Origin of the sequence: Bacillus massilinigeriensis (assembly GCF_900117315.1) — a bacterium.
Lineage (GTDB): Bacteria > Bacillota > Bacilli > Bacillales > Cytobacillaceae > Bacillus_BE > Bacillus_BE massilionigeriensis.
Genome location: NZ_LT630337.1, coordinates 3514344 through 3540574 on the forward strand (window position 1 = coordinate 3514344; position 26231 = coordinate 3540574).

The 26231-nt window shown below is 35.4% G+C and carries 27 protein-coding genes and 3 pseudogenes; 11 read left to right on the forward strand and 19 right to left on the reverse strand.

The window, feature by feature from the left end:
• The 6 genes from opp3C to BQ6100_RS17555 all read right to left on the reverse strand — a co-directional run bounded on the left by opp3C (window position 1) and on the right by BQ6100_RS17555 (window position 6808).
• The gene (gene opp3C / locus BQ6100_RS17530; protein WP_075982836.1) at window positions 1-1026 is read right to left on the reverse strand and encodes an oligopeptide ABC transporter permease; all 1026 of its coding nucleotides are present in this window, start codon (window positions 1024-1026) and stop codon (window positions 1-3) included.
• Window positions 1026-1955: an oligopeptide ABC transporter permease gene (gene opp3b / locus BQ6100_RS17535; RefSeq protein WP_075982837.1), complete on the reverse strand. Its 930-nt coding sequence runs from the start codon at window positions 1953-1955 to the stop codon at window positions 1026-1028. Before opp3b ends, opp3C begins: the two co-directional genes overlap by 1 nt.
• Window positions 1956-2090: 135 nt before the next feature.
• On the reverse strand, window positions 2091-3758 hold the full coding sequence (locus BQ6100_RS17540) for a peptide ABC transporter substrate-binding protein (RefSeq protein WP_075982838.1): 1668 nt from the start codon (window positions 3756-3758) through the stop codon (window positions 2091-2093).
• 836 nt (window positions 3759-4594) lie between these two features.
• A complete protein-coding gene (deoC, locus tag BQ6100_RS17545) occupies window positions 4595-5275 on the reverse strand; it encodes a deoxyribose-phosphate aldolase (protein ID WP_075982839.1) in 681 nt (226 codons plus the stop codon).
• A gap of 162 nt (window positions 5276-5437) precedes the next feature.
• Window positions 5438-6085, reverse strand: coding sequence for an HAD family hydrolase (locus tag BQ6100_RS17550; RefSeq protein ID WP_075982840.1), 648 nt, complete (start codon window positions 6083-6085; stop codon window positions 5438-5440).
• Between the two features lie 93 nt (window positions 6086-6178).
• Window positions 6179-6808 carry a phosphatase PAP2 family protein gene (locus tag BQ6100_RS17555; RefSeq protein ID WP_075982841.1) on the reverse strand — a complete coding sequence of 210 codons (630 nt, stop codon included), beginning with the start codon at window positions 6806-6808 and terminating at the stop codon, window positions 6179-6181.
• A gap of 331 nt (window positions 6809-7139) precedes the next feature.
• Here BQ6100_RS17555 and BQ6100_RS17560 point away from each other — a divergent pair, with 331 nt between their 5' ends.
• Entirely contained in the window at window positions 7140-8003 is an 864-nt protein-coding gene (locus BQ6100_RS17560; protein ID WP_075982842.1) for an AraC family transcriptional regulator, read from the forward strand.
• Between the two features lie 172 nt (window positions 8004-8175).
• Entirely contained in the window at window positions 8176-8301 is a 126-nt protein-coding gene (locus BQ6100_RS21865) for a hypothetical protein (RefSeq protein WP_261798581.1), read from the forward strand.
• Between the two features lie 66 nt (window positions 8302-8367).
• Here the strand turns inward: BQ6100_RS21865 and BQ6100_RS17565 are convergent, their stop codons facing one another.
• Window positions 8368-9285 carry a DMT family transporter gene (locus BQ6100_RS17565; protein WP_075982843.1) on the reverse strand — a complete coding sequence of 306 codons (918 nt, stop codon included), beginning with the start codon at window positions 9283-9285 and terminating at the stop codon, window positions 8368-8370.
• The gene (locus BQ6100_RS17570; protein WP_075982844.1) at window positions 9282-9698 is read right to left on the reverse strand and encodes a MerR family transcriptional regulator; all 417 of its coding nucleotides are present in this window, start codon (window positions 9696-9698) and stop codon (window positions 9282-9284) included. Before BQ6100_RS17570 ends, BQ6100_RS17565 begins: the two co-directional genes overlap by 4 nt.
• A 682-nt stretch (window positions 9699-10380) precedes the next feature.
• Here BQ6100_RS17570 and BQ6100_RS17580 point away from each other — a divergent pair.
• Window positions 10381-11930: pseudogene (locus BQ6100_RS17580) on the forward strand (IS3 family transposase).
• Between the two features lie 22 nt (window positions 11931-11952).
• On the opposite strand, the gene BQ6100_RS17585 reads toward BQ6100_RS17580, so the two are convergent.
• The 4 genes from BQ6100_RS17585 to pdxR form a co-directional block, all read right to left on the reverse strand.
• A complete protein-coding gene (locus tag BQ6100_RS17585; RefSeq protein WP_075982847.1) occupies window positions 11953-12204 on the reverse strand; it encodes a hypothetical protein in 252 nt (83 codons plus the stop codon).
• Window positions 12205-12341: 137 nt separating this feature from the next.
• Complete coding sequence (locus BQ6100_RS17590; RefSeq protein ID WP_075982848.1) at window positions 12342-12557, reverse strand: hypothetical protein; 216 nt, start codon at window positions 12555-12557, stop codon at window positions 12342-12344.
• A 141-nt stretch (window positions 12558-12698) separates the two neighbouring features.
• Window positions 12699-13085, reverse strand: a complete 387-nt coding sequence (locus BQ6100_RS17595; protein ID WP_075982849.1) for a DUF3888 domain-containing protein — start codon at window positions 13083-13085, stop codon at window positions 12699-12701.
• An 89-nt stretch (window positions 13086-13174) separates the two neighbouring features.
• A complete protein-coding gene (gene pdxR, locus BQ6100_RS17600; protein ID WP_075982850.1) occupies window positions 13175-14620 on the reverse strand; it encodes a MocR-like pyridoxine biosynthesis transcription factor PdxR in 1446 nt (481 codons plus the stop codon).
• Between the two features lie 121 nt (window positions 14621-14741).
• On the opposite strand from pdxR, the gene BQ6100_RS17605 reads away from it, so the two are divergent.
• The gene (locus BQ6100_RS17605) at window positions 14742-15362 is read left to right on the forward strand and encodes a LysE/ArgO family amino acid transporter (RefSeq protein WP_075982851.1); all 621 of its coding nucleotides are present in this window, start codon (window positions 14742-14744) and stop codon (window positions 15360-15362) included.
• Window positions 15363-15518: 156 nt separating this feature from the next.
• On the opposite strand, the pseudogene BQ6100_RS17610 reads toward BQ6100_RS17605, so the two are convergent.
• Together BQ6100_RS17610 and BQ6100_RS17615 are read right to left on the reverse strand one after the other, a co-directional pair.
• A pseudogene (locus tag BQ6100_RS17610) lies at window positions 15519-15722 on the reverse strand (tautomerase family protein).
• The gene (locus tag BQ6100_RS17615) at window positions 15722-16930 is read right to left on the reverse strand and encodes a YbfB/YjiJ family MFS transporter (RefSeq protein ID WP_075982852.1); all 1209 of its coding nucleotides are present in this window, start codon (window positions 16928-16930) and stop codon (window positions 15722-15724) included. Before BQ6100_RS17615 ends, BQ6100_RS17610 begins: the two are co-directional and overlap by 1 nt.
• Before the next feature lie 134 nt (window positions 16931-17064).
• Here BQ6100_RS17615 and BQ6100_RS17620 point away from each other — a divergent pair, with 134 nt between their 5' ends.
• Window positions 17065-17940 (forward strand): LysR family transcriptional regulator, encoded by an 876-nt coding sequence (locus tag BQ6100_RS17620; protein WP_075982853.1) that lies wholly within the window; start codon window positions 17065-17067, stop codon window positions 17938-17940.
• 149 nt (window positions 17941-18089) lie between these two features.
• The gene (locus BQ6100_RS17625) at window positions 18090-18551 is read left to right on the forward strand and encodes a GNAT family N-acetyltransferase (RefSeq protein ID WP_075982854.1); all 462 of its coding nucleotides are present in this window, start codon (window positions 18090-18092) and stop codon (window positions 18549-18551) included.
• A 253-nt stretch (window positions 18552-18804) separates the two neighbouring features.
• Here the strand turns inward: BQ6100_RS17625 and BQ6100_RS17630 are convergent, their stop codons facing one another.
• Window positions 18805-19389 (reverse strand): CGNR zinc finger domain-containing protein, encoded by a 585-nt coding sequence (locus BQ6100_RS17630; protein ID WP_075982855.1) that lies wholly within the window; start codon window positions 19387-19389, stop codon window positions 18805-18807.
• 130 nt (window positions 19390-19519) lie between these two features.
• Here BQ6100_RS17630 and BQ6100_RS17635 point away from each other — a divergent pair, with 130 nt between their 5' ends.
• Complete coding sequence (locus BQ6100_RS17635; RefSeq protein ID WP_075982856.1) at window positions 19520-20758, forward strand: MFS transporter; 1239 nt, start codon at window positions 19520-19522, stop codon at window positions 20756-20758.
• A 70-nt stretch (window positions 20759-20828) separates the two neighbouring features.
• Window positions 20829-21287: a DinB family protein gene (locus BQ6100_RS17640; protein ID WP_235816544.1), complete on the forward strand. Its 459-nt coding sequence runs from the start codon at window positions 20829-20831 to the stop codon at window positions 21285-21287.
• A gap of 141 nt (window positions 21288-21428) precedes the next feature.
• Here the strand turns inward: BQ6100_RS17640 and BQ6100_RS21735 are convergent.
• Window positions 21429-21629 (reverse strand): annotated as a pseudogene (locus BQ6100_RS21735) (NUDIX domain-containing protein); the annotation flags it as partial.
• 230 nt (window positions 21630-21859) lie between these two features.
• On the opposite strand from BQ6100_RS21735, the gene BQ6100_RS21740 reads away from it, so the two are divergent.
• The 3 genes from BQ6100_RS21740 (at window position 21860) to BQ6100_RS17655 (ending at window position 23299) form a co-directional block, all read left to right on the forward strand.
• Window positions 21860-22261 (forward strand): MFS transporter, encoded by a 402-nt coding sequence (locus BQ6100_RS21740; protein WP_315970038.1) that lies wholly within the window; start codon window positions 21860-21862, stop codon window positions 22259-22261.
• A 178-nt stretch (window positions 22262-22439) separates the two neighbouring features.
• The gene (locus BQ6100_RS21745; RefSeq protein WP_235816596.1) at window positions 22440-22796 is read left to right on the forward strand and encodes an MFS transporter; all 357 of its coding nucleotides are present in this window, start codon (window positions 22440-22442) and stop codon (window positions 22794-22796) included.
• A gap of 188 nt (window positions 22797-22984) precedes the next feature.
• On the forward strand, window positions 22985-23299 hold the full coding sequence (locus tag BQ6100_RS17655) for a GNAT family protein (protein ID WP_075982858.1): 315 nt from the start codon (window positions 22985-22987) through the stop codon (window positions 23297-23299).
• Here BQ6100_RS17655 and BQ6100_RS17660 read toward each other — a convergent pair.
• The 3 genes from BQ6100_RS17660 to BQ6100_RS17670 form a co-directional block, all read right to left on the reverse strand.
• Window positions 23264-23911, reverse strand: a complete 648-nt coding sequence (locus BQ6100_RS17660) for a hypothetical protein (RefSeq protein ID WP_141770162.1) — start codon at window positions 23909-23911, stop codon at window positions 23264-23266. The two genes, BQ6100_RS17655 and BQ6100_RS17660, sit on opposite strands and share 36 nt — an antisense overlap.
• 75 nt (window positions 23912-23986) lie before the next feature.
• Complete coding sequence (locus BQ6100_RS17665; RefSeq protein ID WP_075982860.1) at window positions 23987-24301, reverse strand: hypothetical protein; 315 nt, start codon at window positions 24299-24301, stop codon at window positions 23987-23989.
• Between the two features lie 590 nt (window positions 24302-24891).
• Window positions 24892-26109 carry an IS256 family transposase gene (locus tag BQ6100_RS17670; RefSeq protein WP_075982861.1) on the reverse strand — a complete coding sequence of 406 codons (1218 nt, stop codon included), beginning with the start codon at window positions 26107-26109 and terminating at the stop codon, window positions 24892-24894.
• Window positions 26110-26231 lie beyond the last annotated feature (122 nt).

Consider the following 26231-nt stretch of genomic DNA (forward strand, 5'->3'; position numbering starts at 1 on the left):
CTAATCTCTCATCTTTGGATCTAATGCATCACGCAAACCATCTGCCGCTAAATTGAATGCAACCATGATGATCGCTATGATGATTGCCGGAAAAAGCATCTGTTCTGGGAATACATGCATATTTCCGAACCCTGAATTGATTAAGGTTCCGAGTGAAGCTAATGGCTCTTGAAGCCCTAACCCGATAAAACTTAAAAAGGCTTCAAAGAAGATGGCATTTGGAATGGTGAACATCGCATTGATAATGATGACTCCAAACATATTCGGCAACATATGCTTAAAGATAATTTTGGCATTACCCGCTCCAAGGGTTTTTGAGGCCAATACATATTCCTGACTCTTTAGCTTTAATATCTGACCTCTGACAACCCGTGCCATGCTGGTCCAGCTGGTAATGGTTAAAGCCACTGTGATGGAAAGAATTCCAGGCTTCAATACGAGAATCATTAAAATAACAACGATTAAATTAGGAATTCCCATAATGATTTCTATAATTCTTTGCATGAAGGTATCCACGCGGCCACCATAGTATCCTGAAATAGCCCCATAGGTTACCCCTATCACCATATCAATCAAAGCGGCCAAAAAGGCAATATATAATGAGATTTGTGTTCCCTTCCAAACCCTTGCAAATTGATCTCGACCTAAGCTGTCCGTCCCAAACCAATAATAATCCTTAATGTTTTTTTGCTCGTATAAGTTAACTTCTTTTCCATTCTTAAACGTCCTTACACCATCAAAGGGGAGCCAATGAACGTTTTCAAGCCCTTGAATACGCGGTGGTAAATTAGAATGAGCTGTGTTTTGTTTATCAAAAGAGTGAGAGCTCATATATGGTCCTACCAATGCCATAATGGTTAAAAGAACAATCATAATTAAACTAACAATAGCTCCTTTGTTCTTTCTAACACGCAGCCACGCATCCTGCCAAAAGCTTAAACTAGGCTTGGATATCTCTTCTCTTTTTTTTGAATCGGTTACTGTAGGTTTAAATAAATCTTGAGAATTAAGTTCAATTTGGGACATTATTGGCTCCCTCCTGTTACCCTTATCCGTGGATCAATTATCCCGTATAAAATATCTACAAGAAGAGTAACCATAATGAACAAAAATGCATACAGCATGGTTGTTCCCATAATCAACGGATAATCATTTAAATTAATCGATTTTACAAATTGTTCTCCTATACCGGGTACCCCAAAAATATTCTCAATAACTAAAGATCCAGTCATCATATTGACCGCTAAAGGACCCAATACGGTAATGACCGGTATAAGAGCGTTTCGCAAAGCATGTTTAACCGCAACATCATACTTTGATGCACCCTTTGCTTTTGCTAGAGTAATATAATCAGAATTTAATACCTCTATCATCTCTGTTCTTACAAACCTTGATGTGGTTGCAAGGGTAAACATACTAAGGGCAATGGTTGGCATGATGGTATATTCCGGGCCTTTCCATAAAGAAACTGGAAGCCAGTCAAGTTTTACTCCAATATAATATTGAAGCAATCCCGCAAAAACAAAGTTTGGTATCGATTTGCCCAAGACGGCAATAAAGGTAGAACCATAATCCATCCAGGTATTTTGCCTCAAGGCAGAAATAATTCCTAGGATTGTTCCAACCAGAGCCCCAAGGATAATGGCCTGTAATCCTAGATGCATCGTAGGACCTATTCGACTCATAATTAGCTCCGTGACTTCCTTATTTCCGAATTGAAAGGATGTTCCTAAATCTCCTTTCACCATGTTCAACAAATAGTTTGCATACTGAACAGGTACTGGGTCATCTAGATGGTATTTATCTAATAGTATTTGCATCTGCTCTGGAGAAAGCTTACTTGCATTACTAAAAGGTGACCCAGGAAGCATCTTCATTAAGAAAAAGGAAATACTGGCAATGATAAACAAAGTTATAAACATATATAAAATACGTTGTCCAATAAATTTTGCCATTAACGTTCCTCCACATTTCATCGTACTTGCTTACCCTTATGTCTATAGCAGGGAAAAGAGAGTATATTGACGCATATACTCTCTTTATCCTGCGTGATATTAAGCTTTGTATCCTCTTAACTTACTAATCTTCTATTACTTAACTTTTTCAGCCCATTTTAGGCAATACTCTGGTCCATATAAATGGTATACATACCCTTTAACAGAATCGGAAACCATTCTATTTACAGACCTTTGATAGATAGGAGCAACAGCTGCATCTTCCTCTAAAACAATTCTCTCAGCTTCTTGCATCGCTTCCATACGTTTTTGATCATCAGCAGAATAAGTAGTTTGGGCATCCTTGATTAACTTATCGTATTGCTTGTTGGAATAACCCATGTGGTTGTTTTCTCCATCAGTGATGTATAGATCCATGAAGGTTAATGCATCACGGAAGTCTGGTGCCCATCCTGCAAATAATAAGTCATATTGTTCTTTTGTTTCCCTTTCAACCTTTTGTGGGAAAGGAATCCCTACAACATTCAATTTTAAACCTGGAAGGTTCGTTTCTAATTGGTTCTTCAGCCAAGCATCTGTTAATTTTGCTACCTCTGTATCTTGGCTTACATATTCTAAAGTGATTTCTTTCTTCCCAACCTCTTTTAGGCCTTTTTCCCAAAGCTTCTTCGCGTTTTCTAGATCATATTTCAACATATCACCGTTTTTATCCCGGAAGTCAGAACCGTCTGGTCCGATATGGAATCCTTCCGTAACGATAAAGTTAGCCGCAATAGATCCGTTATTTAATACGTCATTTACTAGAGCCTCTTTATCAAATGCAGTTGCAATCGCACGGCGAATATTTTCATTAGCTAATTCAGGAACGTGTTGGTTAAATTTAAGCCAGAACACACCTGGTTCTAAGTAACGATTTAATTGTGGATCTTCGTTAATTTGCTGAATAACACCTTGAGTAGCAAGCTTAGTTGTAATATCCGCTTCACCTGCTTGGAACATATTTAATGCTGCTTGAGCATCTTTTTGGACCTCAAAATTTACTGTTTCAAGCTTCACATTACTAGCATCCCAATAGGATTCATTTTTCTTAATTTGCCAGTTAACATCTTGAGAACCATCCCAACCCTCTAATACGAAAGGACCATTATACACAGCATTTTCTGCTGTTTTTGCATAGTTCTTTCCTTCTTTTTCAACTACACTTGTTGGCTCTGGATAGAAGGTACTGAATGCCATTAAGTAATAGAAGTATGGAATTGGAAGTTCCAATTTTACTTCAAGAGTTTTTTCATCAATGGCCTTAACACCTAGTTCTTCAGGCTTCATTTTTCCAGCAGCGATTTTATCCGCATTAAGGATTCTTCCTGCAAACATATATGGACCATATACAGATCCTGTATCTGGATCAACTGCTCTTCTCCATGCTGATACGAAGTTTTCTGCAGTAACTGGGTCTCCATTTGACCATTTCGCATCTTTTATTTTAAATGTATATGTCTTTTTGTCTTCACTAACAGTTGGTTCTCCATCTGCCATAGCTGGAACAGGGTTATTTTCCTCATCCAGTCGATATAAACCTTCGAATATGTTTTCAATAAGGTTTGAGCTGGCAATGTCTTGAGACATTATTGTATCAATCGTACCGACCTCTGTAGTTTCAAGCATAGTTAATTCCTGCTTGACTGCTTTTTTATTATCTTTATCTTTTGATGCTTTTTCGCTCCCGCTTCCAGAACATGCTGATAAAATAACACTTAATGCAACAGCTGGGGCAAGAACTTTTGTAAAGTTATTTTTTTTCATAGTGACCTCCTTTTTTCTATAACACAGTTATGTATGTAATTGAGTCAGCCTCAAATACTACCAATCTAAAAGTATGTTGATACCCAAGATGCGAAAGTTAAAATGAAAGATTAGACCTACAATGAATTTTCAAATATTAAAACTATTTGACGATTTTTACAATATATAGCATAAATGTATTTCCTTGTTAAATAGAAGAAGTAAAATTTAATCTTATTTTTTTGACTTTTGTTTATTTTTTAACTCAAAAATTTAATAGAATTGCTTTAAAGCAGGAAAAGATAAAAGCTCTACAGGCCATATTTTCCTATGTTATTAACCTCAGGTACTTTAATATTTATACATCTTCAATCCTTTCATCTTTTTCTACTTTTATGCTTTTATCGTTAAAAGCAATGAATTGAATAGTCGTTTTTGGAATAACAACGGGGCTAAATGAAAAATGTACAAACAAATCTTGAGAGCTTGATTTCAAAAGAGGATGCTTAAGGGTTAGGGGAAATTTGGAATGCTAGATTACATTGAAAAGAACCAGTTTCTTCCTTTATATGTATTGTGATTTTTAGAGGTAAGATTTGGGGGTGGGTGAAAGATAATTGAGAGAGATAAAAGGCTTGGGATCATCCTATTTCCTATATAGTTAGGAAAAGATATTTGGTTATCCAGCGAGTAGATACTAGAAACACCTCTTATGAGCTATTTTAATAAAGTAATTTCTCGACGCGAATAAAGTTAGAAGGGTAAGCTAGGGGAGTAGTAAGTTTAAGGAGCTGTATATTTATTCAAAAAGGGTGACAGGCACCTTCCAGTAAACTGGAAGGTGCCTGTCACCCTTTTTAGTTTAGTTCTCGCAATTCTTTTATGATTTTCACACCATTCGAGGTACCTATTCTTTCAGCACCTGCATCAATCATGGCTAAACAGGTTTGTAAATCACGTATTCCACCAGCTGCTTTCACCTTTACTTTATCTATTACGATGCTTTTCATTAGTTTAACATCCTCAATTGTTGCTCCACCTGTACCAAACCCAGTGGAAGTCTTGATAAAGTCAGGTCCAACCTCTAGAGCGATTTTAGACATAATCTCGATTTCTTCCTTAGTTAAATAGCAGTTTTCGAAAATCACCTTTGAAAGAATCTCGTGTTCTCTGCACACATGAACGATTTCTTCCATTTCCTTTTTTATGTACGCATAGTTTTTATTCTTTAACTCTGTAATATTAATAACATAGTCAATCTCATCGCAGCCATCCTTAATGGCATTCCTTACTTCTGCGACCTTTGTTTCTATCGTAGTTTGACCTAAGGGAAAACTAATGGCTGCCCCTACATGAACATTCGTATCTTTAAGCTGTTCCTTACAAAATGCTACCGGTGCAGAATTAATGGCAATCATTTTAAAATCATATTCTCGGCATTCATCACAAATAGCTTTTATTTCTTCAGAAGAAACATATGGTTTTAATATCGTATGATCAATATACTGGGCTAATTCTTTTTCTGTAAATTTCTTCATTTGCTGTCACCTCATATGTTTTTTCCATTAACTTTATTTGTATGGAAAAAGTGGTTTTTAATGTTCTGCTATCATTATAATCCTTTGATGTTAGGTCGCATGCATATTTAAGGGATTTTTATCACTTTTTGGATTTACGTCAATTTTTCGACACAAAAACGTTCATTTTTTTATTATTTCACTAAGCTTAACTTCTGAAAAATTCTTATAAACCTGTGCCCTTGCGTCAAATTCTAGTAAACTAGTAACATCGTTCGGAACAATTACCGTAGAAAGCCCCGCCTTAATAGCGGCAATACTTCCATTTACAGAATCCTCTATAGCAATGGCCTCATATGGATTGATGCCGATATCCTTGACTGCTTTCATATATAGCTCTGGAGAAGGCTTCACCTTCAAAACATCCTCTTTTGTTTTAATAACCTTAAAGTAATCTCTTATTTGGAAACGAATTAGGAAATCCTCAACCCATTTACGCCCTGAACTAGATGCAATGGCGATCTCCAAACCTAATTTATTGGCCTCATTCATCAATTCCTTGACACCATCTCTAAGCACAAGAGTGGATTTTAGTGACTGAAATCTCTCATGCAACCTTTGATTTAATTCAACATGATCTACCTCTTTTTTCGATTGATTATTAATATATGCAACCAGGGCCTCATCCGTTGTTCCAATCACCTTCACAAATTCTTCTAGCGGTAATTCAACGTCATATTCCTTATGTAATACTTCTTTATACACTTTAAACCACAAGGATTCCGTATCAATTATCGTACCATCAAAGTCAAATATCATTGCCTTAATCATTTTGAGTCTCCTCCTGAAGTATGTATTCCTCATTCATTATACATGTAAATTTCAAAAGGTGACAGGCACCATCCAAAATTTGGATGGTGCCTGTCACCTCCGTTTCCTTCTATAGACCCAAATTACAATGGTTAGCCAGCAGCCACTAGCTAAATAACCACCGATAATATCTGTTGGATAATGTACTCCGAGATAGATTCGGCTCATTCCAATTCCCAAAATCATAAGGGTGCTGAATAGAAGCAATATTATACGACCGCTGCGTTTATGGATATGACGCCAAAGTAGAAACGTGATAATTCCATACACGGTAAATGCGTTCATTGCATGTCCACTTGGAAAACTGTATCCTTCAATCTCAATAAGTCGATGAAACTCCGGTCTTGCTCGTTGAAAAAAATGTTTTAAGCCTTGATTAATAAGAGCCGAACCAGCAATCGTAACCATCATTAAAATAAGCTCAGAACGATGCTTTAATACAATAAATAGAAACAACATGACAAGAATGGAGATGATTATTACCTGCCTCGTCGACCCAATAAATGTAATAAGCTCCATCCACTTTGTCATTATCGGCGACTCCAGCCCTTGAATAAACGAAATAATCCTTCTATCAAATTGTAGAATATCATTAGCGCTAACGAAAAAAGCAACAGAACTAAATCCCACTAAGAAAATAAAACTTAATATTAGGGAAATAGATAGTTCGAATTTAAAGCTCATAATTATTCCCACACCTCATGTATTTTGTATAAAGGTTAGATTGTAATAATTCTGAGATAACTATACCAAAAATGCTTTTAAAATACTTATAATATTTTCTTTCTAAAACGTCCGTTAATGGAATAACTAAAATATGATTTCTGTCCTAACAGTCTTAGACTTCACTAAGACCCTTCTATCTAGAATGCAGAAATCATAATGCCATTCCATTCCTTAACTCTTTCCACCCTTTAGCTTACATAAGGTTTACCAATACGATATTTTTATGCTAAAAGTGTCGAGTATTTTTATACTTGCTTTGCTATTATGTATTCAAGAAAGGAGGGATATGTTGTTAAAAGAATTAAATCAAGTGATTGAATATATTGATCTTCATTTAACCGATGACCTATCTCTTGAAAGCATTTCAGATTATGCTGGGGTTTCCAACTATCACTTTAGAACTGTATTTTTTCATCTTTCAGGGATGACATTAAATGAGTATGTAAAAAACAGAAAACTATCTGAAGCAAATAAAGAGTTATTGAGCGGAGAAAAGGTAACGGATGTTGCTTTTAAATATGGTTATCAGTCAGTCGATGGTTTTACTAGAGCATTTAAAAAGTGGTGTGGTTTTTTACCCTCAGATGTAATAAAAAAGAGGATAAGCAAAACATTTCCCAAACTTTCATTTGTAATTACTGTAAAAGGAGGGGTTTCTATGGAATTTAGAATTGAAGACAAGCCAGCATTTAATTTAGTTGGTGTAAGTAAACGTGTCCCAATGCAATTTGAAGGGGTAAATCAGGAAATAGTAAAGCTTGCAAAAAGCATAACGGATGATCAAAGAAAAGAAATGCGTTCCCTTCAAAATATAGAGCCTTACGAAATTGTTAATGCTTCCTATAATGCTGACGCAAATTTCCTAAAAGAAGAAGGAGATTTGACTCACTTGATAGGTGTTTTAACGACTAAAAATCAAGTAAGTGATCGATTAGATAAGGTGCCAGTTGGAGCATGTACCTGGGCGATATTCCCAAATGAAGGGCCATTCCCATTTACATTACAAGAAACCATGGCAAAAACATATTCAGAATGGCTTCCCACTTCCGACTATGAAATCATCCAAGCACCTACTTTTTCATTTACTAAAATGGATAAGAGTAAAAAGGATTATGCTTATAGTGAAATTTGGATTCCTGTTCGGAAGAAATAACACACAGAACATCATTGTATATAGTGCAATGTAAAACACAGCACCGATAAATTGTAAAGAGCAACGATGATAATTTAGCGTTGCTTCTTTACAATTATAGTATAAGGACGACTTTTTTATCCCCTATACTATAATGTAATATACAAATCCAAAATATAGGGGGTGTACCAGTATGAAATCCCCACCTAACAGCGACAAAAGTATTCAATTTTTTCCTAGGATTCCTTCTCCATTAAAAGGCCCTGTAGCCAAAGAAGGCACAATTCTATTTCAAGAATTGCGCCCGATTGCGGAATAATGCCTTTTACGATTTCAGTTTCGATTATAAAAACATATTAATGGATTAAGATTTGCTTCAAGTCTCTTAAACCAGTGATTGTTTTTCATGACTAGCTTTAGGAATACTTATTATCCCTGATGCAGCTAAAACTCCGAATATAACTAATAAAGCTCCAATAATTTGAAATACAGTTATCGGCGTTCCAGTAACAAACGAAATAATCATCGTCACAACAGGAACCAGGTTAAAAAATAAAGATGTTTTACTTGCACCAATCTCTTTAATACCTTGATTCCACCATAGGTAACCCAGGACACTTGTAAAAAAAGCCATAAAGGCAATGGCTCCCCAAGCCGCAATGGGAATGTTCAGTACAGGAACGGGATTAGACGTAAAAAGAGAGACCATTATTAAACTAACTGCCCCAATTATCATCGTAAAAGTGGTTGTAGATAGTGGTGTGGCATCCTTCACAAATCGCCTTCCAAGTACACCATAAAGTGCCCAACAGACGTTTCCTGCAAAGATAATTAAATCTCCGCGTGAAATTGATAGGGTTTTAATCGTCTCAATCGATCCCTGTGTAATGACTAGCAATACACCGATAAAGGCAAGGAATATACCTACCACCTGTCTATTTGTAATGTTATCCTTTAATATCATTCGGGCAAAAATCGTCGTTAATAAAGGATTCAGACCCATAATCAATGCCCCATTAACGGGAGATGTATATTTCAAACCGACAAAAAACAAAGTATTAAATCCAAATATTCCTACAATCCCAAGAATAACATAAGAAATAGCATTCTTTTGTAAATTCCCTTTTTTTACACCTTCAGTGAAAATTAAAATAATTAGCATCACGACAGCAGCTAAGCCAAAACGCCATGCAGCAGCTGATGAGGGTGAAAAATACCCAACTGTATATTTTGCAAGGTTGAAGGTTGCTCCTGTAAAAAAGGAGAAGCCGATTAACATCAAGTATATTTTTAAATGCTTCATCTCCTATCCTCGTCCCCTTCCAATATCGAATAATAAGTATCAAGTTTTATCTTTGTTGTAGAAATAATTTCATCTAATTCCTTCTTTTTTATTTCCATTTTCTCTAAATGCTTAGTTAATATCTCGATACGTCTATTTATTGATGGGCTGAGCTGTGACGTTTCTAAATCCGAATGAATCCTTTCTAAAATGCATCCATCCTTTACAAATTCCTTGATATCCTCTAGCGACATACCTGTTTGTTTTAAACTTTTAATGAACTTTATAAAACGAACGTCATCCTCCGTGTATATTCTCTGACCTCCAACTTTTCTTTTTGATGGAGGAAGCAGACCCATTTTTTCATAGTACCTCAGTGTATATGAACTAATATCGGTTCTTTTTTCAACCTCACTAATGGAAAACAAACAAATCCCTCCTTTATTTATCTATGAAAATAGTTTAAAACTTAGAGTGAACTCTAAGTCAAGTAAAAAGAAATGTTACCCATGTATTACAGTTCACAGGTAATTGTCCACAAAATGGCCCGATTGTTGAACAAGAAAAAATCATGTATATCAACACAGGATTTTTAATCAAATGAATAGTTTTGTTTTACCATAAATTTCTGACAAATGAAAACTTTACCCTTTACTCCATAATATCCACTTCTTCCTTTTAAAATAAAAAAAGAACTGTAGATAGTTAGTTTCTACAGTTCCTTTTCCTTTTGAAGTATATTCTTGCCAAGAGTTTTTTGGATCATAGCGTTGCCGAAGCGGTAATTTTATAGTTCAAGTCGCAAAAATGTGACAGAACCCATATAATTTCCTAACCGTTACCCATAAAGTTTCCAACCTTACAGCCACAAGGGTTCAAAGAGTCTTGAAGATAATAATTTACTAATGAAACGACACCTTCAAATTTAAACTTTGGATAATCCATCATGATTCTGTGCTTTAGGAAACCTTATGGGTAATTTTTTTCATTCAGGAAATTTTATGGTCCCTCCGCTTTTCCCTTTATCTCTATATAAAATGTCACCCCCCTCTGTTAGGATAGATGTCGTAATGAACTTTAGTGTATAGTTTAAATCATACACGGAGGTTGATCGACATGAAAAGAAATAATGGTAAACGATATACAGAGGAAATGAAAGAATCCATCATTAGGAGAATGATGCCTCCTAACAACGAATCTGTAAGTCAATTAAGCAAAGAATTGGGAATTACTGAACCCACTCTTTACAAGTGGAGAAAGGAAGCGCGAATATCTGGGAATCCAATACCTGGGGATAGACAAAGCTCTGAACAATGGAACAGTGAAGATAAATTTCTCGTTGTAATGGAAACTTACTCAATGAATGGTGCAGAGCTATCGGAGTATTGTCGTAAAAAGGGACTTTATAAAGAACAAATTGAGGCATGGCGTGATACTTGCCTTAACGCAAATGGTCAGCAATCTAATCAAACGAAGCAGTTAAATCTAGAATTAAAAGAGGAGAAGAAACGGGCAAAAACATTAGAAAAAGATTTGCGTAAAAAAGAGAAAGCATTGGCAGAAGCTGCAGCCTTATTATTATTAAGAAAAAAGGCCCAAGCGATCTGGGGGGACCAAGAGGACGAATGATTAACCACTCAGATCGCGCACTAGCAGTCGAACTCATCCAAGAAGCCAATCAGAATGGTGCGCGATTAACCTTTGCGTGCAAAGAACTAAATATTAGTGTACGCACCTATGAACGATGGGTTTCAGAAGGAGGAATTAAAGAGGATCAGCGTCCCCATGCGATACGACCAGAGCCCAAAAACAAACTAACAATAGAGGAGAAAAATCAGATAATAGAGGTTGTGAAACAAGAAGAATTCGTTGATTTACCCCCTACTCAAATTGTGCCAAAATTAGCGGACCAAAGTATTTATATTGCCTCAGAATCTAGTTTCTATCGAGTGCTTCGTGAAAAAAATATGCAAAATCATCGAGGGAGAAGCAAAAAACCAGAACGGAGAATACCAGAAAGTCACTTAGCCAAAGCGCCAAATCAGGTGTGGACCTGGGATATTACATGGTTAAAAGGGCCGGTGAAAGGCATGTTTTATCGACTCTATTTAATTATTGATATTTTTAGTAGAAAGATAGTAGGCTGGGAGATTTGGGAAACTGAAGAGGCAAAATACGCAGAGGAATTGATGAAGAAAACGGTTATTAACGAGAAAATACAGGGAAAACCACTTGTGTTACATTCGGATAATGGCAGTCCGATGAAGGCAGCAACTTTTCAAGTATTACTTGAAAAGTTAGGGATCCAAAGCTCCTATTCCAGACCTCGAGTAAGTAATGATAATCCCTATTCTGAAGCCATGTTTCGTACTCTAAAATATAGACCTGAATACCCGTACAAAGGGTTTGAAACACTTGAGACTGCAAGAGAATGGGCATTAAGATTTGTAAATTGGTATAACTGTGTCCATTTGCATAGTGGAATAAACTTTGTGACACCAGAACACTGCCACACTGGAGCCCATGTTGAAATACTTAAAAAACGCAAAGAAGTCTATGAATTAGCGAAACAAAAGCGCCCAGAGCGTTGGTCTCGATCAACTAGAGATTGGAGTGCACATGAATCAGTAGCTTTAAATCCTATGAAAGATGAATCGGAAAAATAGTAGGAATAAACACCTCAATGGGTTAAGTTTGAAGGGTCTTTTCCCTTCTCATGAAAGAACAGAATTCATTCTGTTCTTTCATGAGAAGGCCACCAAGCGAAGCGCGGTAGTAGATCATTATATTCAATGCACTAGTAAACAAGGAAAATGCGACAACTATCTTGACAAACACCGGATTTTGACTTATCCAATATTCATCATTTTTATAATTAAAACTAAATTCCTCTCCAATTGCTACTCGTTCTTTGAGTTCAATAAACTCATTTAAAGACATCTTTACACCTACCTTGTTAGGTTTTATTTAAAATATAACCCTTGAGTATGGTAAATCAATAGATGTATTATTCAAGTTCCAAGCAAAAATCACATTCTTATCCCCTTTTAATAAAAGCTTCCCGTTGAAGAATATCTTTATGAATTTGTAGTAAATTTCAAATGTTTATCACCTAAGATAATAATGTTTATATTCCATCTTGGATGCAAAACTAAATTGTTATTATCATCAAATTCTAAAGCAATATGTAATTCATCATCTTCAGTTGTAAGAATAGCCATTCTTTTATTTTTCATATCTATATAAGGCTTTAAACCTTCTACCATTTTTATTTTCCAATCAAAAAATTTCATCATTTACCTCCAATCTTCTAAACTATATCAACACTCTATATGAGAGTGTTTTAACCAGTTCTTCTTTCACTAACCTGACCTGTTTAATAACTTAAACAAAAAAGGTGGTTAATCCATAGAACAACCACCCTAAGTTGAATTTCAACGATATGTTTTTAAATGTTTATAGCTTATTAACTTACCACTTGTATCAACTACAATCTCATCTATTCCATAGCTCATATGAGCATCATAGTAAGGGTAGACTTTTAGAGTTATCTCGTATAATCCACCAACTCCATACAGTTGCTTAATTTTGAGAATTTCTGTATCATACGAAGCCCAAGTAAGACCTTCCGGGGTATCCTTATCATCTTTATAAATTTCAGCAATTGCTTTATCTACTGGTTGTCTAAGAGTATTTATAAGTGCATATTTAAGCGTTTCACATAGTTCTCTATCAGCTTTATTTACTGTTGTTGCATTTACTCTTGTATTAGGGAATACTAATAGCATTCCAATCATAAGTAAAATTACGATTTTTTTCATCATTTTCACCTCATTTTAGTTTCCTAAGAACCAAAATGATTTATTCAATCATAACAACTTTTTAAATGGTATTAAAAATATTACTTTACTTATTTCCCTTTTATAAGTTCTGAAAGTCGTTTAAGTCCTTTTTCAAGTTCTTCTAATGTTGCGTAGGAATAAGACAAACGTAAATGTTCTTGATCGTTTTTATCATAAACACTTCCCGGATTTAGCAAAATTCCTTCCTGAAGGGCTGCTTCAAATAATTTACGTGTGGAAATACCTGTTTGTAATTGAAGCCATATATAAAATCCCCCACTTGGAATATTCCATGTAGCGATATCTGAGAAATAAGTATTTAAAATGTTAATCATAAAGTCTCTTCTACATTTTAATTCTACTCTTACTTGAGTTAAATAATCCTCATACAATCCACTTTTAATCCACTTATTCACAACAGTTTGCGATATAGAACTTGACCCGTAATCTGTTTGCATTTTTATATCGGCAAGTCGATTAATTACAGGTTCAGGCCCGACAATCCATCCAATTCGCAGTCCCGGACTTAATGACTTCGACACACTTCCAATGTAAAGCACATTTCCTCGCTTATCATTTGCTTTCAATGGTTTTGGTGTTGGATTATCAAACCATAATTCACCGTATACGTCATCCTCGATAATGGGAAGAGCTTCTTTTTCACAGACCTCTAACAGTTGTTTTCTTCTTTTATCAGACATTAAGATACCTGTTGGATTATGGAAAGATGGAATCGTATAAAGTAACGCAGCATTGTGCTGTCGTTTTAAACGACCAATGGATTCATGCTCGATCCCTTCTTTATCTAAAGAGATTCCAAATAATTTCATGCCAGCAGATTGAAAGACATGAACTGAATTTAGATATGAAGGTGATTCGTGAAAGATTACCGATTCCCGTTTTAATAAACCGATTGAAATCAATTGCAGTGCTTGAAGCCCTCCAGAAACAATTAAAATTGATGAAGGAGAGGCCTCAATGCCTTTCCCTTTTAAATAATTGCTAATTGTTTTCCGTAAATGGATGCTTCCTTTTGGCTCTTCATAGCCTAGAGACAAGTCATTCTCCATATCTATTTCCAATATTTTTGCCATCTGATTATTTGGTAACAGATCGGGTGAAAGTTCCCCTGTACCAAGTCGAATAATATTTGGGTTTACTTCTGCTTCGTTAATTTTTTGAATGATGTTAATATTAGGTTCATGAATACCAGAACGCACATAACTAATCCAATCAGGAAGTGGAGTTGAAGCAAGTAGGCTCCACGTATTATTTACCACCCTTGTACCACTTCCCACTTTGGATTCAATCAACCCATCTGCTGCCAATTCTTCAAGTGCAGTAACAATTGTGCTTCGATTGACTTCAAATTGTTTAGCCAAAATCCTTTGTGATGGTATTTTCGTACCAATTGTCCATTCCCCATTCAAAATTTTCTTTTTCAAATAATCGTAGATTTGCAGGTGTAAAGGTAACGATGAAGATTTTTGCGGTTTCCATTCTACTTTAGACATATTCCAGCTCCGTCCTTTTCTTTTATTGTATCAAAATGGTTGGTTTCACTTCCATCCAATTGGTTGAAGACATATAGATGAACCTTCGCTATTCTATATATACGAACAGGAGGGAAAAATAGTGGAACCATTATTGCACGGAATAATGCTAGCTTTCGGATTAATATTACCTTTAGGTGTACAAAATGTTTTTATTTTTAATCAGGGAGCAACTCATAAGAAGTTTACCAATGCCCTACCAGCAGTTATAACGGCAGGCGTTTGTGATACGATACTTATTTCATTGGCTGTGGCTGGTGTATCGATTATCATTTTAAGTTTTGAATGGCTGCGGACTTTTATATTTTTAGTAGGATTTATTTTTTTAGTTTACATGGGATGGCTAATGTGGAGAGATACTCCCGAAGTAAAGAATCACCAAGAATCCAATCCTTTCTCCGCAAAACGGCAGATTTTATTTGCTGCATCTGTTTCCTTGTTAAATCCCCATGCTATTTTAGACACAATAGGAGTCATCGGAACAAGCTCGTTGGTCTATTCAGGGAATGAGAAATGGATTTTTACAATAGCCTGTATTGTAGTTTCTTGGATTTGGTTCTTCGCGTTGGCTATTACCGGAAAAAAGATCGGCCAAATTGATACAAACGGAAAACTATTAAAACGGTTGAATCAAATTTCTGCTCTTATTATTTGGGGAATAGCTGTTTTTATGGGGTCACAGTTATTTCTCGTTATAATCTAAGTAAGTTTTAAAGACGAAGGTACATTCATAATACCAAAGGAGTGATTAAGGAAGAAAACTCTATGAATATAGGAATAAATAAAAAGCAAAAAAGAGAAAGTTATCGTTAGATATTTCCTCTTTTTTGCTTCAATATGCACATCAAATTAAATTTTATTACTGACCATTTTTTCTTCGAACAGTTATTGATTCACCGGCAATGCCCCAATTATCGGTATCAACTTCGTCAATAACTACAACGGTTGTGTTTGGATTTTTACCTAATACATCGACAAGTAATTAGGTTGCTCCCTTTATTAACTCAGCTTTTTTTTCGGGTGTAACATTTTCATTTGTTATTTTAATATTTACATATGGCATTAAAACTCCCTCTTTCCATTTGATTTAATAGGCGATGGTTCTATGTTCGGCATTCGATCAAATCGAATGCCGCTTAAAAGTAACATTGATCCAATGAATACTACACCAGCTGCTCCAATCAAAGCTGAATTAAAACTTTGAGTATAAGATAATAGAATTCCAGCAATTGTTGGTCCGATCATTTGACCAGCGGCATAAATGGCCGTTAGATAACCAATAATTCGACTGCTATTCGATGGACTCATCTGGCGTGCCAATGTTGTGGCGAGTGTAGTGATACCCATAAAGGTAGCTCCAAATAACAAGGCACTTATTATTAAACTAAATTGGCTTAACCAGAAGACAGGTAGTGCAATACCTATGGATTGTAGAATCATTGAAAATACTAATGATTTTACAAATCCCCATTTTTTTGCGAGGGTTGACCAGACGATACATGATGGAATTGCACCTAAGCCAACAACCATCCACACAATAGTAGGGTCAATGCTAAAGATTGAGGTCTTTTCAGTAATCGACACTATAAATGTCCCTGTTACAATGTAGCCTAATCCTTCTAAACCGTAGGCAATAATTAACAAAGGAAGCCATTTGAGGGGTGGTGCTTGTGTAATAACAATTTGTTCATCCTTTTTTATCATTGTATTTGGGGAATCTTTGAACCAAAACCATACGAAGATCGTAAGTATACTGCTTACAATGGCTAATCCAACCCATACACCTTCCCAACTAAATAAATCGTTAAAGCCCGGAATAAAGAGGGTTGAAAAAAAGATTCCGAAACCTACCCCTGAGTAAAAATAGCCTGACCAATTTGTTTTACCTACATTAGCCAGTTTATCTAGGATAATACTAGAGGCTAAAACAAAAATGAATGCACTTGCCACTCCGGAAATAAAGCGAATGATAAGCATTAGTATGTAGGAATGAGAAAGCCCCATCATGCAAGTGGTAATAATACTTACTACAAGACTACCTCTTAAATAAAATGTTCTATGCTTTTTCAATGGGAGAACTCCTGCTAAAATTGCTCCGGTGAAATATCCTGCGTAATTGCTTGAAGCGAGGTAGCCCGCAACTGCATCGGTAAAGGTAAGAGCATTTTGCATTAATGGCAATATTGGAGTATAAGCAAACCTTCCAATTCCCATCGCAATCATTAATGAAAAAATTCCCCCAATCAAAAATAAAAAAGGATTTTTGTTCAATTTTTCACCCCCCTAATTATAATAATTTTCTTACATTTTTATCTTATCTGTTTTTCGCTATATGGTATAATACTAAAAAACGATGTATGGATATCATTTTTCTATATATCAAAAAAGGGGAAGAGGCGATAATCGTGGATTTGCAAGCATTGAGATTTTTTCAAGCTGTCGCAAAGTTAGGAAGTATTTCAAAGGCAGCTAGAGAAATGAACTACGCACAATCCAATCTCACAGCAAGAATTCAGCAATTGGAATCAGATCTGCAAACTAAGCTATTTTACAGGCATAATCGAGGGACTACTTTAACAGATAAAGGTAAATTATTACTTTCATATACAGATGAAATATTTCAACTTTTAGATGAGGTTCAAAACGTGATGAGTGATGATCAAACACCAAAAGGTCCTTTATTAATCGGTTCGATGGAAACGACTGCTGCAGTTCGTTTGCCAACAATGCTTTCAAAGTTCCATCGTGAATATCCTACTGTTGACCTTACGTTAAAAACAGGTCCAACTGAGCAAAATGTTCAAGGTGTTCTACAATATGAATTAGATGGAGCTTTTATTGCTGGACCTATTGAGCATCCAGAACTCACATATAAAACAGTAATAGAAGAAGAGTTAGTACTGATAACGGACAGGTTACATCATCCCTTATCTTCTATAAAAGAAATACAAAATCGAACAATATTGGTTTTTCGTAATGGGTGTTCATATCGGGCAAGGTTTGAAGAATGGTTACATCATGAAGGGGTGATTCCAGAAAAAATTATGGAGTTTGGAACACTTGATGGAATTATTGGCTGTGTATCTGCGGGACTTGGTATAAGTTTACTTCCTCTTAGTGTAGTCGAAAAACATATTAAAGACAATCAACTTATCCAACATGCCATTCCAAATAGATTCGGAAAAGTCAAGACCATCTTCGTTTATCGAAAAGATAAATATATCCCAGTTTCTTTGAGGACATTTATAGAAATGATAAGTAATGAAATGATTTTTGTTTAAAAAAATGTGCAGTTTAGTGAATAAAAGGAGACTTTGAACAGGTATAAAAATTCTCATGTAATGTAATTATAAATGTCTATTATGAGTATTTTGGATATTGAGTTAAAATAAATATGGATCCTATATATTCTACTATTGGAGGTGGATATATGAAAAAAGAAATCACCTTTAGAAATGCAACGGTACAAGATTTGGATAGAATTGTAGAAATGCTATCTGATGATGTTTTAGGAGGTAAGCGTGAGCGTTATCATTCCCCACTTCCAAATAGTTACATAGAAGCATTTAAAGCTATTACATCTGATCCCAATAATGAGTTAGTAGTGGCTTGTTATAACAATGAAGTTGTTGGTGTTCAACAAATTACATTTACACCATATATAACATATCAAGGTGGGTGGAGAGCAACTATCGAAGGAGTCAGAATATCATCTTCTGTACGTAGTAAAGGTGTAGGTTCTAAACTTATTCTGTATGCTATTCAACAAGCAAAAGCACGTGGCTGTCATCTAATACAACTTACAACAGATAAAAAAAGAGATGATGCTTTACGGTTTTATGAACGTTTAGGTTTTAATGCAACACATGAGGGATTAAAAATGAAGTTATAATATTTTTTACGGATACCTGACTTCAAAAAGGATAAGCCCCTTATTTTGTTGAACGAATTTAAGAAAGTAAAATGAATAGTTAATGTAAAATAGCGGATTGAGAATCTTATTCCCAATCCGCTATTTGGTGTGTAATTTACCTTGTGAGTAGCGCTTAAACCAAACCACATTTATTAGGTTTTTAAGGTTCTACACCCAAAGGGAGAAACATTTTTGTTCCCCATTATTTTTTTGTAAGGGAAATTCTATATCCTTATATCTCTTCTTTTTTACGTTGCTGATGACGTGTAACCTTCTGACGATTCCCACAGATTTTCATCGAACACCATTTCCTTCTGCCATGAGTGTCAATAAACAATAAAACACATTCCGGATTTGCACAACGGTGCATGTAAGAAAGTTGATTGTTTGTATAAAGATTAAGGGCGTCATATGCTATCAATGAAGTAATTGCGGCTGATGGATTTCCAACTGGAATAGGTATTAATGTATTATCCTGTATAGAATAGGTAAATGGAGCTTTTTTAATAAGTGTCTCAAAGAAAGAAACCCAACCATCCATAAGATTTTTACCATCTGCTACTCGTTCATACCCTTCGCGTAGAAACGAACGAACTTCTCTTAAAATCGGCAGCGCTTCCTTTGCCCATTCATCAACTTTATCCCTTAGTTGGTAAGGAGATAAAACCTTTTCTTCTTCTAAAGTACGAATCCAATCCGTTACATCTTCCACTGATGTAAATAAATCATATCGGATTCCATTCCGAACGACTTCTGTATTGACAAGATCCAAAGAAAGATTTCCAGAAATTAGCGGAAGCTTATTTTTACTGTTCATTGTAATCCCTCACGAAATGTAAATTTTATATTAACCTATTATAACACGCTTGACAGGTTAATTATAATCACATATATTATTAACCATTAAAACCATATTTTAGTGGTTAATTTCTCAGGGGGGGATTTTAATGGAACGCTCTTTTTTAGGTTCACGTATTGTTCTCATTGCATTTATTACACTTATGGGGGCATTTGGATTAAATCTTACAGCAGGTCAGTTTTTTACACCACTTCATGATTCGTATGGGTGGGATTTAACGACACTAAGTTTAGCCGTATCTCTCAATATGATTACTTGGGGCTTTTTTCAACCTATAATGGGGCAACTAATTGATCGAATCGGCCCTAAATTGGTAATTGCAGGTAGCGCCACCCTAATGGGAATAGCATTTTTACTATCATCAACCATTACTGAGGTTTGGCAATTTTTTATCTATTACGGTATTTTAACTGCCATTGGTTTTGCTGGATGTGGTTCAATGGCCAATTCGGTATTAGTATCCCGGTGGTATGTAAAAAAACGTGCTACCATGCTCTCTAGAAGTTCAATGGGCATGAATATCGGTCAACTTTTACTACTACCCTTAACAGGATTTCTTATTGCAACCAATGATTTTCGTTTCGCCTTTGTTGTACTTGGGATAATCATGCTTGTTGTGGTCTTACCTTTGGTTTTATTTGGAGTTAAGAATAACCCAAATGAAGTCAGCCAGTTTCCCGATGGTGACCCTACCTCCGAATTTACAATGCCTAAAAGTATATTATTATCTGAGGCATTACAAAGCCGTGAGTTCTGGTTGTCTAGTCTTGGTTTTGCCTCTTGTGGTTTTACACTATATTTAATAACGATGCATCTTCCAAAATTTGCGGTGGATGTGGGCGGTAGTACCTCTCTTGGCGGGCAATTACTCGGCATAGCAGCCTTAGCGAGTGCAATTTCTATGTGGGCTACAGGTCAGTTAAGTCGTACATATGGAAAAAGGAATTTATTAATCTTCCTTTATGTGATTCGTTTATTAGCCTTTATCTGGCTGGCCGTATCACAGAATATTTGGCAATTGTATTTATTTGCAATTGTTTATGGGATTTCATCCATGCCGATCATTCCGTTGGTAACAGGAATCATAGGTGATCGGTTTGGAAAAAACGCAATGGGGAGTATTTTAGGAACTAGTTGGTTAATTCATCAAGTTTTTGCAGCTTTGGGAGTGTTTTTAGGCGGATACCTACGAACCTTATTTGGAGATTACTTCTTTGCCTTTTTAATGGGAGCCATTCTATTAGCTATAGGAACAATTTTAACCTTGTTTTTAAAGGAAAATCAGACAAAGGTAAATATAGAAACTGCCAATATTAAAGGAAACTAGGCATTTTATGAATATCAATATGATTCACAAATCTTTTTAAACGGATGGATAAAAAATGAATACTAATTTGATGAACCAATTATTTTTTGTTCGGAAGAATACGATAAGTTACGTGAAAGACTTGAGTGAAAATGTATTAAAAATTGTACCTTTGGGATTAAATAATCATATAAAATGGAATTTAGGTCATATATATGTCATTTCGGAGAAGTTCTGTTTTACACTTACTAGAGAGGAAACAAAGTTGCCAGCTAATTTTAATAAACTATTTGATCCGGGAACTTCCCCTTCTCATTGGGAAATAGATCCACATGAAAAAAATGAATTGATATACCTTTTAAATGAGCAAATTTCTAGAATAGAATCGGTGTTATCCGGCCGTATGGAAGAAAAAATAAAACAGCCATATACAACATCTACAGGTCTTGAATTAGTAACAATTGGAGAATTGATTAGTTTTTGTTTATATCATGAAGGTATGCACTTTGGCGCAATCAAAAATATTCATAACTTAACTAGAAACATATAAGGTAAGAATGGTTTACAATTATGTGTATTAGGATTGTAGTAAGTTTAATATATAGCTATGTTAATTTTATATAAGTGAGACCTTCTTGATTAGAAGGTCTCATAGTTCCTACACCTTTTGATTTACAATTCTCATAAATACTTAACGAATAAACGCTTTTTCCTGATTTGCCAGAGCATCTTTCAGCCAATAAGGGTGCATTTTCATTAAATCAGGTGGTAAAGAACTTTGTTCAAAGAATTGAATATCCAGTGATTCTGAATTATTGCAACGAAGTTTCCCCCCAATAATTTTTGCTAAAAAACAAGTTGTTATAAAATGGATCTTTTCTCCGTTAGGGTAAGGTCCTCATATTTATCTTACAGATAGAGTTCGTTTGGCTGTGGGTTGGATCACATTGTTTATTATGGGAACAGATTTGTTTGTAGTTTCTCCATTATTGCCATTTATCTCTCAAGACTATGGGATTTCCCCTGCTGTAGCAGGATGGATGGTTACAGTTTTTGCATAACTTATGCTATTTTTGCTCCTTTTTTTGATGGCTATCCGACAAAAAGGAAAAGGGTTTCCTTATCACTGGTGGCTTATTTCTTTTTGCTTTATCGAACGTATTGACGGTTTTAGCCCCTTCGTATTCGTGGTTAATCATCAGTCGTGTTTTAGTTGGCTTATCTGTTGCCTCAATTACCCCATTAATTTACTCAATTATTGGAGACATAGCGCCTCCTACCGACGGGGAGTATACGCTTTCTATCGTCGTTTCAGAACATTTAATGGCTCTTTGGGTAGGATCACCTCTTGGAACATTGTTAGAGCCTCTTGTTGGTTTGCGTTCCCTATTTTTTATAATGGTAGCTGTTGGAGCCGCTTTAGCCGTTGTCAATTTCAAAACATGGAGATCGATTCACCAAAATCATTCAGGTAGAAATCTCATGCAAGGAAATCTATTTAGAATACTAGGTTCAAATCAGTAAGTGTAACGACTATCTGGGCGATTTCCATGTATGCTCTTTATGTTTATCTAGGGGCTGCACTTTATTCCGAAAACAACTTTTCATCATCTGAAATCGCATTGGCTATTACGTTTTATGGAGTAGGTGCGGTTTAGGGAGTCTTACAAGTGGGCAACTAACCGATAAATTAGGGGAAAATATTGTTTCAAAGGTAACACTCATTTTACTAACTATAAATTGCAATAGGTACTTTCTTTTCATCAGGCGATTGGCTGTTTACTTTTTCCTGTTCATGTGGGCATTGGTTGGGTATGGTGGATTCGGGTCTTACCAAGCTCGACTTGCGGCTGAATATCCGAATGATCGGGGTATTTTGATGGCATGGAATAATACTGCCCTTTATGTTGGGATTACACTCGGTTCCATAATTGGAGGATATGTCATTACCAATTGGGGATATTTCATGCTCCCGTTTGTTTGTGCAGGTTCGGCAGCTATTAGTTTGATTCTTAGCACTCAAAAGGTAAAAGAAAAAAAGGATAAGGTATCCGGTTAGCGAGCATTTGTTTCGTGTTTTAAATTTCTTTTAAAGTTATTAACCACCAGATTGAAGATTTCGATTGGAAAGACGAATATGAGTTTTTCATTTTTGTTATTTTAAAAATCTACAACTGAAAAATCATTTTTCAATTAAAACATTTATTGGAAAAGGATAAAATGTCTTGAGAAGGTAGGTTAGTAAAAATGTACATTTCACTTGATGAATTAATAGGAAAGCACGTTCGAATAGTACCAATGAAAAGGGGCCATATAAAAGGTTTGTACGATATTGGACAAATTGAAGATATATGGACACATTTACCAAAAACCATTCAAACATTAAATGATATGGAGTCTTTTGTCGAAGAAGCATTAGAGAAAAAAGAAGAAGGAAAAGAATTTCCGTTTGTTATTTTACTTCATGACAGAAAAATAATCGGTACTACACGATTCCTTGAAATCTCTAATAATAACAAAAGAAAACTAATCTTCCCAATAAAAAATCGCATCCATAACTAAATACTCTCTAGGTTCACGATAGATTGTTGGAATTTTCGTTTGAAAAGATAAAGATTGATTCAATTTTTCAGCTTCTAATAGTTCATAATCAAACTCTTTTAATGCTTGTTTCAATTTTTCTGCTATTGTTTGGAATTTCTCGCTTAAATACAATCGTTTGGGACCATCAAGTAAGGAACCATAAGCCCCACCAACAACTTCGTTAGTTTCGATATGAATTGTTTTATATCTGTCATCTTCGCCCATGATAGCTACAGGTGCTAAACGACAAATATCAATAATTATCCCATCTGTCTTTATCTCTCGACGACCGTACTTTTCTTCAACAACTATAACATCTTCTTTTTGATAACAAAAAAATTCAACAAAGGAGGCGTATCCACTGCCAAAATGATTCCACTCTGGTTCACATATTAAATTAGGAATACGATTTATTCGATGAAGTAACCGTTGGATATGTGCTTCGATGTCTTGCTCACTATTTGTATCATAGGGGAACTTGTTCCCAATGATTTTTCCTTCAATTAAGTCTTGTAGTTGTTCATTAGAAAACATATATGAATCACTCTCCTTTTTTTCTTGATTATGGGCCGATTCATAACGAAAAAGCACATTTTGTACTCTTGAAATGCGCCCGTTTTGTTGAATAAGAAAATGAAACATTACCGATGTTCCAATAATGCCCCGTTAGTTGAGAAAATAATTATCAACGGCTAACCAATAAAAAATTATTGCGCAAATAAACCAAATTAAATAATGTTTAGGATTTTTTTTGTTAACTATATAGTTTTCTATACCAATTAATAGGACTCCTGTACCAATCATAAGATCCATAATTACTGAATAATTCCAATAGTTCATATTTCCAATATTATTTCTTGCTAATAAGCCCGAAAATATTGCAATAATAAATAGTGTAAACTGTGCATACATCAGCGGTTTAACTCTTTGTCCACCTTTTTCAAAGAAAACACTTATTAATTTTTTTAAAGGTGATTTCATTCGGAAAAGCCCCCGTAAACTACTTTATTTAATTTAACGTCTAATGTAGATTTTAACATTGATTTTTTAATTCGTTATAGTGAGAAAATTATTCCAGCACTAAAGTTTTCCTCTTGCGCTATTCCGCCAGTTAGCAAAAGAAAGAAGTGACTGACTGTTCTTCTTGAACAATCGCACCCGTTGATTTGAATAACTACGATGGAGGTCCCATTAAATATGTGGCAAACGTAACCAAAATACTTATAAATAAACTTATAATATTTAAAATGATTGAAACTATGGAAAGTAATCGATTTTTATTTATGAATTTAATTGAGTAAATTAAGCCGAATGTAAAAAGTATAAGTAAGAAAATATAAATGAAATCTGGTTCAAAATTATATGGATTCAACAGAAAGATGGCATTGGGAGTATAAATAATTTTGTGTAATTGGTTTTTAGAGCCAAATAATATATAAAGGCTTTACATGGAGTGGCGGGCATGATAGGCTTGGCTGCCAGGCGATACCTCGGTTTTTAAGAAGGTATCGCCCAATCGCCATAAATCATGCCCGCAGAGGCTCCGTGTCAAGCCGGCACTAACCTTCGGCTTAAGCAGTCAGTTCATTCGCCAACCTATCCCCATAATAAATAGCCAGTTGTGATATACATTCTTTCCATCCTCTTACAGGCATAGTCCATTTCTTTGATATTTCCATAGTAGCCAGATAGATAATCTTTCTCAGTGAATCATCCGTTGGATAGGCTGTCTTTGTCTTGGTGACTTTCCTGAGCTGGCGATGATAGCCTTCAATGGTATTTGTAGTATAGATGAGCCTTCTGATTTCGGCAGGATAACTAAAATAAGCAGTCAGTTCCAGCCAGTTTGTTTCCCATGATTTGATGATGATAGGGTGTTTCTTGCTCCATTTCTCTTTAAAGTTGGCAAACTCAAGTTCTGCCTCTTCTAGGGTAATGGCTTGGTAGACTTTCTTGAGGTCAGCCATCACAGCCTTCTGCTCCTTATACGATACGAATTTCATAGAATTACGGATTTGATGAATGACACAAAGCTGAAGGACCGTTTGTGGAAAGACAGAGCTAATGGCCTCTGAAAAGCCAGAAAGATTGTCTTTACAAGCAATCAAGATATCCTGAATCCCTCTGTTCTTTAGGTCATTACATACTCCTAACCAGAAACTTGCACTCTCACTTTCTCCAATCCATATTCCAAGAATCTCCTTATGTCCCGATAGATTGATCCCTAAAACACTATAAGCAGCTTTACTAACAATACGGTTTTCCTTTCGGACTTTGAAATGAATGGCATCAAGGAACACGATAGGATAAACCCGATCTAAAGGTCGAGATTGCCATTCTACAATAAGAGGCATAATTTTGTCTGTAATTTTACTGACCATGGTTGGAGAGACATCAATCCCATATAAGTCCTTCATCTGATCCTCAATGTCTCTAGTAGACATACCTTTGGAATATAGACCAATAATCTGATCTTCCAATCCGTTAGCAGTGGTCTCATATTTCTTAATAATTTGCGGGTCGTATTCGCCTTTACGATCCCTAGGGATATCCAATTCTGTATTGCCAAACCTTGTTTTCACTGTTTTTTTACTATATCCATTTCGGCTATTTCCAGAGTGGTCACCTGCATTATCATGTTTGGAATAGCCGAGATGATCTTCTATTTCAGCCTCAAATACTTGTTGGATAGTATCCTTAAACAACATCTTTAATTTTTCCTGAATATCTTCCACGGTACGGCAGTCTTTAGCTAATTCCTCAGCTAATGGGTTTCTTCTGTTTTGCATAATCGATCATCTCCTTAGTTGGTAAGTATAACCAATTACACAAAACTTTTTACATTCTCATGGCATTCATCACGATAAGCAAACTCATTATTAAGTAATATCGTTTCATTTTCTTCCCCCTA